Below are 9,434 nucleotides of genomic sequence, written 5' to 3'. Positions count from 1 at the left end.
CGAGCGTCTACGTGATCTACTCACCACCTGAAACCAAGTGGTGTTGCGACGACCCCTGGAACCCAAGGGTGGTGTGCGGGGGCCCGCCCATGCGCTCCTGGGAGCCTTCGGGGGTCAGCCCTTGGCGGCGAGGGACGCGTTCTCGGAGAGGACGTTCTCCAGGATGTGCGACAGGGCGCTGTCGCCCTTGACCGCGGTGGAGTTCTCCGTGCACTGCTGGTTCTGCGTGTCGTTCAGGATGTCCTGGACGCCGACGTTGACCAGGGCGGCGATGTTCTGGACGTCGGCCTGGATCGGAACGCCGAGACACGGCTTGTTCAGGGTGCCCTGCACCAGGCTCATCTGCGGGCTCATCACGCCGCCGGTCGTGGTGTTGCCGTAGGCCTGCTTGGCGAAGTTGCCGTTCTGGGTGTCCACACCGTGGTCGCCCGTCGCGGCGGCCATCGGCGCGCCCGCACCCAGGACGGCCGCAGCGACACCGGCACCAGCCAGAACCTTCTTGATCATGTCGATCCTTCTCGTCGAGAGACCCGGCGTCCGGGTCGTCCTGCCGCACCCGCAGGTGGGCGCATGGGGAAAGGGGAAGCGAGGGGGTGGGCCCGCGCGGCGCGAAGGCGCGGCGCGCGCGGACCCGGGTGCCGCCGGCGTCAGCCGATGGCGGCGGAGCCGTTCTCGGAGAGGACGTTCTCCAGGATGTGCGACAGGGCACTGTCGCCCTTGACCGCCGTGGAGTTCTCCGCGCACTGCTGGTTCTGCGTGTCGTTCAGGATGTCCTGAACACCGACGTTGACCAGGGCCAGGATGTTCTGGACGTCCACCTGGGCGGGCAGGCCGACACACGGCTTGTTGAACGAGCCCTGGATGAGCCCGATCTGCGGGCTCATGTAGCCGCCCGTCTGGGTGTTGCCGTAGTACTGCGCGGCGAAGTTGCCGTTCTGGGTGTCGACACCGTGGTCGCCCGTGGCAGCGGCCATCGGCGCACCCGCGCCCAGGACGGCCGCGGCGACGCCGGCGGAAGCCAGAGCCTTCTTGATCATTAGGTGATCCTTCTCGTCGAGAACCCGGTCTCGGGTCGCTCTGACCAACAGCCCGGCGCTGTTTAGGTTGCGCGAGGTCACCCGAAGAGGGCAATCGACGAATAAAGGCTGAGAATTCTTATGACCGGTGACTTCTCACGTCGACGGGGTACTCATATTTTATGAACGGTCTCATCGAGGTTGGCGCGGAATTCGCTGCCCCCGCGTTCTTCACGTCCGGGGGCGGGCAGCTGCTGGCCGGTGTGCTGGTCGTCGTGTTCCTGCTGGGCGGGTTCTGGCTGGGCCGACGCGTCTGGCTGAAGGAGGCCGCCCCGCCGAAACCGGAGGAGCATCCGCACCGGCCGCCGGATGCCGGGATCCCCGGCGAGGTGGAGGGCCACCGTAAGCCCGCGGAGGTACCGCAGAGCGAGACACGGCTGATGCCGTACGAGCTGAAGCCCGAGGGCACCGAGCCGGACACGTCGCCGGAGACCGAGGAGCAGCACAAGTGGCGTGGGGCGCCCAGCGGCGGCTTCGGCAGCGGCGGCCCCATGACGGGCGGCTGAGCCCGCCGGTCACGTGCGGTTCCCGGGCACTTCCCCTCCCGGTCCGGGAACCGCGCCGTTGTGCCCGCAGACTGCCGCACGCGCGCGTGACGCCCCGGTTAGGGGGCTCGGGAGGGGGGACTCGGCGGGTTATGGGTGAACGGGTCGTGGCGGTCTCCGGGTGGGATGTCCTGCGGGTGGTGGCCGGGGGCCGGGAGGGCCTCGCCGCACTGGAGGGGCGGGCGCTGCGGCTGGACGCAGGAGGGCGAGGCGCCGTCGTGGTGACGGGCGTCCAGGACGCCCTGACCGTGCTGGACGGGACGCCCGAGGTGTTCGCGCCCTCGCGGTCCCGGCTCCAGTGGCACGGCGGGCTGCTGCCGACGGCGGGCGAGCGGGAGCTCCTGGAGAGCGGCAACCAGGTGCACAGCTTCGCACCCCGGCTGCTGCGGGACGTGCGAGAGGAGGCGGGCGGGCTGCTCGCCGGGGTGGCCGGCGGGGACGGGGTGCTGCGGTGGGGAGCGTACGCGCGTGCCTGGGGCCGGATCGTACGGCGCGTGGACCATGACGTCAGCGGTGCCCGGGGGGACGGGGGCGCCCCCGGGCACTCCGGCCCCCGCCAGGACTCCGAGCCGCGCCCGCACGACGACCCGGAGGAAGGCCCCCGCCACGGCTCCGCCTCCCGCGCGGGTACCGGTCCGCACCGGGCGGGCGGCACCCGCCGGGACGCCCCCGCGCGCCGGGACTCGGGCTACCGTGTCGCCGCCGTCGCCGCGTACCGGGCGCTCGGGCTGCTCGCCACGCATGCCCCGCAGGACACACAGGTGCGCAACGAGCTGGCCGTCACCGATCTGACCGAGCCCCGGCTCCTCCCCTACACCCGGGCCTGCGTCCTGGAGTCCGTGAGGCTCTGGCCCGCCTCCCCGTTCCTGGTGCGCAGGGCGGTGACGGAGGTGCGCTGGAACGGGGAGGACCTGCCCGCCGGAACGGTGTTCCTGGTGTACGTCCCCTTGCTCCTCCGCGCCGGCGCGCTTCCCTTCTCCGACCGCTTCACGCCCGAGATCTGGCTCGACGGCACCGCCCAGGACACCGCCGGGATACTGCCCTTCGGCACCGGGGCCGGGGCCTGCCCGGGGGAGGACCTGGCACTCTTCCTGACGTCCACGCTGCTCGCCGCGCTGCTGGAGCGGCACCGCTACCTGCCGGAACGCCCGGGACGGCTGCGCCCGGACCGGCCGCTGCCACGCACCGCCCCGGGCCGCCGGACGCTGCGGTTCACCGTCCTGCCGCACTGACGGCCACAGGACACCCGGGGTGACCGGCCCGTGGAACAACCCGGTGCGTACGGGACAGCTGTGACATCATGCGAAGGCCTCGCCACGCGCTGTGAACGGAAGGGTTGGCATGGCCTCAGGCGCCGGAAAGTGGGAGCGTGTGCCACTCGTGCCGCAGACCGGGACTCCGAGCGGGCACGATCCCGGACCCGGCACCGGGCGCAGACGCGCCCATGCGCGTCCCTCCGCCCCCGCACCCGAGTCCACCGCCCCTCCCGCCGGTACCGCCAACGCCGCCGACGCGGCACCGCTCTTCGCCTCCCTCGCACGGGAGTGGCGGGCCCAGGGCAGGGTCGTCCCGGGCGCCCGGGACCATGAATGGGACACCCTCGTCCGCCGCCCGGTCTGGCCGCGCCGCTGACCTCCCCCCTCTTCCCCGCATTCGTGATCCTCCGTCTACTGCCGTTTCCCGCAAGGCTGTTGCGTTCGAGTGAATCGGCGGCCGACCCCGTTCGGCTGGTGTCTTTTCGGTTACGCATTCGTTGTGGTATTCGCGGCGGCAAGCCGGGCCTCACCCGGGGCTCGTGGGTCACGAAATCCGTGGCAAGACTGACTTCCGCTGCGGAAAGGAAGCCGAAAATGAAGTGCAAGAAGGCTGCTGTGGCTGTTGCCGGTATCGCTCTGGCGCTGGGCGGCGCCGCCGCTCCGGCGGTCGCCGACGCGGGTGCCGAGGGCGTGGCCGTGGGCTCCCCGGGCGTGCTGTCCGGCAACGTCGTCCAGGTGCCGATCCACATCCCGGTCAACGTCTGCGGCAACAGCATCAACGTGATCGCCGCGCTGAACCCGGCGTTCGGCAACGTCTGCATCAACGACTGACACACCCCGCACAAAGGCGGCCGTGAAGCGACGAGGCCGGTTCCGGAGGACGCTCCGGAACCGGCCTCCGCCGTGTCACCCGCGCTGCCGGGCACCCTCCGCCGCCCGTGCGCCCGCGCCGTCCTCCGCCGGGCGCGGCCGGGCCGCCGGGACCTCCGGCAGCCGGGGCTCCCGGAGCCGCCGCTCGACCCCCCGCACCAGCCGGACCGCCGTATAGCCGGAGCCGTACACGAACCGCATCGCCGGACCGTACGACGGGGCCGTGAGCAGCCCGGCCAGGAACAGCCCGGGGTGCGAGGACTCGAAGTACGGCCCCGCCTCGGGCGCCCCGAGGCCGTCCAGCGTCCGCAGCTCGTCCCTCAGTTCCTCGCTCAGCAGGTCCACCCGGTCCAGCCGGGGCGTGAAGCCGGTGGCGGCGACGACATGGTCGGTCTCGACCGTGCAGGGCTCCCCGCCCCCGGCACCCGGGCGCCCGGCCCCCGCTCCGTCACCGGTCCCCGTCCCCGCGGCCAGCGTCAGCCGTACCCGGGAGTCCCCCACCGCCTCCGCCGCGACGATCCGGCGCCCCGGCCGCACGTCCGCGACCGACTCGAACCGATGCCGCAGCCACCACGCGCCGGCGGGTCCCAGCGCGGTGCCGAACAGCCGCTCCCGGGTGGCGTCCGGCAGCCGCCGGAACAGCCCGGGGGTCCGGGCGTACAGCAGGTTCCGCCAGCCGCAGCCGAGGCCTGTGTGCGGGGCCCGCGCCGCCTCCCACCGGGTGCGGTGCAGGGACGGCGGCACGGTGTTCCACTCCAGCCGCCCGGCGCGGGCCACCAACCGGGCCCGTGCGCCCGCCTCGGTCAGCAGCACCGCGGTCTCCAGCGCGGCCTGCCCGGCGCCGACCACGGTCACGTCCCGCCCCGCGAACCTGCCGAAGTCCGAGTGGTGGCTGCTGTGTGTCACCAGCTCCGGCGACGGCAGGTGCCGCAGCTCGGCGGGAACCTCCATGAACGGCATGACCCCGATCGCGAGCGCCACCGTACGGGCGCCGAACACCTCGCCGTCCTCCGTCGTCACCGCGAACCGTCCGTCCGGCCGGGCGCCGACGGCCGTGACCATGCGCTGGTCCACCGGCTCCGGCAGGGCCTGCCGGGCGAACCACTCGCCGTACGAGGCGAAGAACGCCACCGGCAGCGGCACGCCGTGCTCGGCCCGGACGCCCCGGATGGCGGCGTACGCGGCGAGCCCGTACAGCCCGGCCGGATCCGACAGGTCCGAGGCCCACGGCTCCGACTTCAGGAGCATGCCGGGCGGCATCCGGTTCCAGGAGTCCATGACCCGGCCGAACACCCGGACCGTCAGACCGCGAGCCGCCGCATGGGCGGCCACGGACAGTCCGTAGGGCCCGGCGCCCACGACCGCCAGATCGTCGTCGCTGTCGCGCATCGACCTCACCTCTCTCACCGCTGATTCGTCTGAGTCGTCACTGTTCGAGCCGTCACCGCCGGGTCGTCATCGAGGCGTCGGCGGCACCCGACGCCGCGCGGGGCGGGGGCACCGGCAGGCCGTTCCGCCGGGGGCCGGCCACCGCCCGCCGCAGCGCAGCCCAGGCGCGCCGGCCCAGATGGGCGGCCCAGGCCCGGGCCATCGCGAGCGCGGGCGCGGGGTCGTCGGAGGCATACCAGGCGGTCTCCAGGCCCCCTCCGCCCCGGAGCCCGCCGCGCCGCCGGGGCGAGGCCAGGACGGACAGCGCCGTGTAGTTCTCCACCACGAACCGGCGCCCGTACGAGCGGACCAGGTCGGGCACCGGACGCCCGGTCAGGTCCAGGTGCTGGGCCCGCACCACGTCCAGCCCCCACGGGTCGGAGAACAGCCGGAACTGCGCGCCCGGGCGGGGGTTGAAGTCGAGCAGGTGGTACATGCCGGTGCGCGGGTCCAGCCGGAAGTCGAGGTCCGCGATGCCCCGGTAACCGAGCGCGGCCACGAGGTCTCGGGCGGTCCGCTCGACCGCGGGGTTCGGCGCCCACACCCCGGCCGCGGTCAGACCGGCGCCGTCGGGCCAGGACCGCACCTTGCGCCCGGTCGCGGCGACCCCGCACGATCCGGAGCTGTCGCAGTAGGCGTGGAAGAACCAGTCCAGGCCCCGGCCGTCCGGCAGGCAGCGCTGGAGCAGCAGCGCACTGCCCGCCTCGGAGCGGCGCGCGTACAGCTCGCGGACCTGGCCGACCGTGCGGGCCAGGACGGTGCTGCGCAGCGCGCCGCCGGGAGGCAGCAGCCAGGGGCGGCTCCACTTGGCGACGACGGGCGCGTCTGGCAGCCCGAGTGCCTCGGCCATGGCGGCGGCCTCGTCGGCGCAGCCGGGGAGCAGGGTGCGGGGGTGCGGGACGCCGAGGCGGCGGCAGGTGTCGGCGAGCCGGGCCTTGTCGGCCACTCTGAGCAGCAGCCCTGACGGCTGCTCTGGCACCAGGAAGCGGGCGGCGGGCCCCTCGTCCTCGCGGCGCAGTTCGTCCAGCGCGACGGCTGTGACGTCGTCCATGGCCAGCAGCACGGCGGGGGTGCCGGTCAGCCGGTCCGCGACCCCCGCGAGCATCTCCCGGATGTTCGTCAGCCCCTCACCACCGGGCCCGGTGTGACTGTGCCTCACATACCGGGAGCGGGCCACAGGCCCCGCCGGGTGACGGGTCACCACATGCACGGGGACACCGGCACGGCCCAGCGAACGGGCTGCGCCGAGCGTGCCGTGATGGAAGGGATTGCGGTCCAGCCGCATGAGCACGGCGGCGACGCGGGTGTCGAAGAGCGGCACAGAGATGTCCTCGTCTCGTGGCCCGACCGGGCGATGAAATCCACTGATGGCCTAGGAAAACCCGGGAGCGAGTTCCCCGGCCGAGGAGCGGCCATACCGTGGGGCCAGGTGATGAACGGCTGATGGACTGATGGGCTGACGGACTGACGGACTTATGACCTGCTGACACGGCGGGTGGCAGAGGAATTCGAAGGCCTGAGCGGCCCGGAATGCTCACAGTTCGCACCGGCATCCGCCGGAGGATGGGAGAACGAGATGCGCGGCGGCGGAAGAACGGCGTTGACCTGTCTGGGCGTGTTCACCGCCGGGGTGCTGGTCTCGGGCTACGCGGTCTCGGCGCCCGGCCACAGCGCGCGGGCGCTGGGCCCGAACCCGGTGTCCACCGGGGAGACGGCGCTGGGTGCCTATCTGGACTACGGGCCGGACGGCGTCCAGCGGCTCCGGGAGCTGGAGGACTGGCTCGGCGGCACCGAGCTGCGGGTCGGCCACACCTATCTGCCCGGTGACACATGGTCGAACATCGCGGGCCGGGTGGCGTTCCTGGAGCCTTGGGCACAGTGGCGCCAGGAGCGGGAGGACCGGCTGCTGGTGCTGAACGTGCCGATGCTGGAGCGCAACGAGAGCCGGATGCCGGACGGTCTGGTCCGGGCGCTGCTGCGGCGCGGGGCCGAGGGCCTGTTCGACCACCACTTCCGGGCGCTGGCGGAGCGTCTGGTGTGGCTGGGGGTGCCGGACACGGTCATCGTGCTCGGCTGGGAGATGAACGGATCGACGTACAGCCACCGGTGCGGGCCGGATCCGGACGCGTGGAAGAGGTACTGGAAACGCATTGTCACCACCATGCGCGAGGTGCCCGGCCAGGATTTCCGGTTCGACTTCGCCCCCAATCGCGGGCGGGATGCCATTCCCTGGACGGAGTGCTATCCGGGTGACGATGTCGTCGACATCATGGGAATGGACTCCTACGACCAGCCGCCGGGCCGGACATTCGACGAGCAGGCGAACGAACCGTACGGACTGCGGGATCACGTGGAATTCGCCGCCGCCCACGGGAAGCCTATCTCCTATCCGGAGTGGGGCCTGTTCCGAAACGGCGACAATCCCGAGTACATGCGGCGGATGCTCGAATGGATCAACGAGCACAAGCCGCTGTACCACTCCATCAGCGACTACTGTCCGCACGGGGTGTGGCAGTGCCGGTCGAACCCGAGGTCGTCGGAGGTGTTCCGTGCGGAACTCTTCGGACTGAAGCGGCCCGTGGAACCTGCGGAGCCGGGCGGGCCGACGGGCCCGGATGAGCCGGTGGATCCGGACGGGCCCGTGGAGCCCGGTGAGCCGGCCGAACCGGGTGGGCCGACGCAGCCGGGCGACCCGGAGGAGCCCACCGGACCCGACGGACCCCCGCCCGTGGAACCCGACGGCCCCCCGGACCCCGGTCTGCCCGCGGAACCCGACGGGCCGACGGAGCCGGAGCGGCCCGCCGAGCCCGAGCCGCAGCCCGAGCCCGAGCCCGTACCCCAGCGGACGTGCCTGCCGATCGATCTCGGGCCGTGGGTCCAGAAGTGGCTGGGGAAGCCGATCTGCGTCCGCTGGGACTGGTGGGACCGGGTGTGGGGCTGACCCCGCCGGATCTCCACCCGGCCCCACCGGCTCATCGCCGGGCTCGCGTACGGGAACGGGCTCATCGCCCCCCGCCGCCACCGCCCCGCAGCCGACGGACCCAGGCCCGGTCCCGCAGCCGGTCCGCCGCCCACCGGCGCCCGCCCGCGTAGGCCGCGCGCAGCCACAGAGCGGGCGCCGTACGGCGACGGGCCAGCAACAGCCGCTGGTTGGAGACGGAGTCCGGGCGCCAGTGGTCCTTGTACGGCTCCTGGCCGCGCAGCAGGCTCAGCGTGCCGCGCCCGGTACCGGCGGCGGTGCGGGCGCAGTTGCGCAGCAGCAGGGTCGCGACGTCCACCTTCAGGGAACGGAGCAGCGGGTCGGCGCCGTACAGGTAGCCCCCGACGAGGCGCGGGGACAGGAAAGCGAGGTCCACGGCCACGACGTCGTCGGCCAGCCGGTACTCCGTCACCTGCGCCTGACCGGACGCGGCCATGGCGCACACCGCGCGGGTCAGGTGCCCGCCGAACCGGTCGGTCAGGTGCTCCGCGGTGACGGGGCGCCCGGCCCACTGCCGCCGGTGCAGGTCGAGCAGACGGTGCAGGGCCTGCGGTACCTCGTGCGGGGGCACGAGCCGGGCGGTGACACCCTCGCGGTCGATCTTCCGGAGCTTGGCCCGGGCCCGCTGGGCGCGGGAGGCGGGCAGCCGGGCGACCAGGTCGTCGACGGGCAGGGCGGGCAGTTCCATGCAGACGGAGTCGGGGAGGCGGCGGCGCGGCCCGTCCCAGCAGGCGTACAGGCGCTCGGCTGCGGCGCCGGGCGGCACCTCCCGCAGGTCGATCACCGCACCGCGGGCCAGCCCGGCCAGAGCGTCCGCCAGCGTCGGCAGGGCCTCGGGGCAGCCGTCGTCGACGAGGACGTCCCCGTAGTCGGAGATCGGCCCGCCGAGCAGCTTCAGGGAGGGTACGGGGCCGGGGGTGAGCCACATCGGTGCCGCCGCGACGAGCCGCCCGTCCGCCGCGCGGACGAGGACCGCCCGGAGACGGCCCTCCGTCCCGTAGGACTGCCACCACGAGGACAGCCAGGCGTGCGACTGGAACGGGGTGGCACGGTGGCACCGCCCGTACAGCTCCTGCCACTCGGCGGCGAGCGCGCCGAACCGCTCGCCGTCCCGGCACACGCTCACGCCCAGCCGCGGGGCCCGAACGGGCCGCGCCGGGCCGGGCGTCCGGGTCCCCGCGGTACTCACGCCGCCTCCGACCGTGCCCGGGTCCCGGGCTTCGAGGCCCGGGACCCGCCGCGGGCGGCCGAGCCGGACCCGGCCGACGCGCCCTTGGCG

General features: G+C 73.5%; 10 protein-coding genes. 5 read left to right on the top strand and 5 right to left on the bottom strand.

All coding sequences use genetic code 11. The annotated features are described in order from the left end of the window. Positions 1 to 114: 114 nt before the first annotated feature. Both I3F58_RS28650 and I3F58_RS28645 read right to left on the bottom strand, forming a co-directional pair. Positions 115 to 507, bottom strand: coding sequence for a rodlin (locus I3F58_RS28650; RefSeq protein ID WP_240111629.1), 393 nt, complete (start codon positions 505 to 507; stop codon positions 115 to 117). A 140-nt stretch (positions 508 to 647) separates the two neighbouring features. Next, positions 648 to 1,037, bottom strand: coding sequence for a rodlin (locus tag I3F58_RS28645; RefSeq protein ID WP_240111628.1), 390 nt, complete (start codon positions 1,035 to 1,037; stop codon positions 648 to 650). A 161-nt stretch (positions 1,038 to 1,198) separates the two neighbouring features. Here I3F58_RS28645 and I3F58_RS28640 point away from each other — a divergent pair, with 161 nt between their 5' ends. From I3F58_RS28640 to I3F58_RS28625, 4 genes are all read left to right on the top strand, one after another. After that, positions 1,199 to 1,582 carry a DUF6479 family protein gene (locus tag I3F58_RS28640; protein WP_240111627.1) on the top strand — a complete coding sequence of 128 codons (384 nt, stop codon included), beginning with the start codon at positions 1,199 to 1,201 and terminating at the stop codon, positions 1,580 to 1,582. A gap of 131 nt (positions 1,583 to 1,713) precedes the next feature. After that, on the top strand, positions 1,714 to 2,853 hold the full coding sequence (locus I3F58_RS28635; RefSeq protein WP_240111626.1) for a cytochrome P450: 1,140 nt from the start codon (positions 1,714 to 1,716) through the stop codon (positions 2,851 to 2,853). 109 nt (positions 2,854 to 2,962) lie between these two features. Next, positions 2,963 to 3,253, top strand: coding sequence for a hypothetical protein (locus I3F58_RS28630; RefSeq protein ID WP_240111625.1), 291 nt, complete (start codon positions 2,963 to 2,965; stop codon positions 3,251 to 3,253). A 218-nt stretch (positions 3,254 to 3,471) separates the two neighbouring features. Beyond that, the gene (locus tag I3F58_RS28625) at positions 3,472 to 3,708 is read left to right on the top strand and encodes a chaplin (RefSeq protein WP_240111624.1); all 237 of its coding nucleotides are present in this window, start codon (positions 3,472 to 3,474) and stop codon (positions 3,706 to 3,708) included. Between the two features lie 75 nt (positions 3,709 to 3,783). Here I3F58_RS28625 and I3F58_RS28620 read toward each other — a convergent pair whose 3' ends face one another. Further along, the gene (locus I3F58_RS28620) at positions 3,784 to 5,136 is read right to left on the bottom strand and encodes an NAD(P)-binding domain-containing protein (RefSeq protein WP_240111623.1); all 1,353 of its coding nucleotides are present in this window, start codon (positions 5,134 to 5,136) and stop codon (positions 3,784 to 3,786) included. Between the two features lie 52 nt (positions 5,137 to 5,188). Next, positions 5,189 to 6,496 carry an ATP-grasp domain-containing protein gene (locus I3F58_RS28615; protein WP_240111622.1) on the bottom strand — a complete coding sequence of 436 codons (1,308 nt, stop codon included), beginning with the start codon at positions 6,494 to 6,496 and terminating at the stop codon, positions 5,189 to 5,191. Positions 6,497 to 6,751: 255 nt separating this feature from the next. Between I3F58_RS28615 and I3F58_RS28610 the strand changes: the two genes are divergently transcribed. Then, positions 6,752 to 8,116, top strand: coding sequence for a glycosyl hydrolase (locus I3F58_RS28610; RefSeq protein ID WP_374208058.1), 1,365 nt, complete (start codon positions 6,752 to 6,754; stop codon positions 8,114 to 8,116). A gap of 61 nt (positions 8,117 to 8,177) precedes the next feature. On the opposite strand, the gene I3F58_RS28605 is transcribed toward I3F58_RS28610, so the two are convergent. After that, positions 8,178 to 9,344, bottom strand: coding sequence for a GNAT family N-acetyltransferase (locus I3F58_RS28605; protein WP_374208057.1), 1,167 nt, complete (start codon positions 9,342 to 9,344; stop codon positions 8,178 to 8,180). Positions 9,345 to 9,434: the final 90 nt, after the last annotated feature.

Origin of the sequence: Streptomyces sp. MUM 203J, from assembly GCF_022414595.1 — a bacterium.
GTDB lineage: Bacteria > Actinomycetota > Actinomycetes > Streptomycetales > Streptomycetaceae > Streptomyces.
The sequence above is the reverse complement of the archived record's forward strand: the minus strand, read 5'-3'. Positions and strand labels throughout refer to the sequence as shown.

Bases quoted from the DNA above. Each gene is read 5' to 3' on its own strand.
- I3F58_RS28635 (WP_240111626.1), top strand. From the start codon at position 1,714: ATGGGTGAACGGGTCGTGGCGGTCTCCGGGTGGGATGTCCTGCGGGTG.
- I3F58_RS28650 (WP_240111629.1), bottom strand. From the start codon at position 507: ATGATCAAGAAGGTTCTGGCTGGTGCCGGTGTCGCTGCGGCCGTCCTG.
- I3F58_RS28620 (WP_240111623.1), bottom strand. From the start codon at position 5,136: ATGCGCGACAGCGACGACGATCTGGCGGTCGTGGGCGCCGGGCCCTAC.
- I3F58_RS28640 (WP_240111627.1), top strand. From the start codon at position 1,199: ATGAACGGTCTCATCGAGGTTGGCGCGGAATTCGCTGCCCCCGCGTTC.
- I3F58_RS28645 (WP_240111628.1), bottom strand. From the start codon at position 1,037: ATGATCAAGAAGGCTCTGGCTTCCGCCGGCGTCGCCGCGGCCGTCCTG.
- I3F58_RS28610 (WP_374208058.1), top strand. From the start codon at position 6,752: ATGCGCGGCGGCGGAAGAACGGCGTTGACCTGTCTGGGCGTGTTCACC.
- I3F58_RS28625 (WP_240111624.1), top strand. From the start codon at position 3,472: ATGAAGTGCAAGAAGGCTGCTGTGGCTGTTGCCGGTATCGCTCTGGCG.
- I3F58_RS28630 (WP_240111625.1), top strand. From the start codon at position 2,963: ATGGCCTCAGGCGCCGGAAAGTGGGAGCGTGTGCCACTCGTGCCGCAG.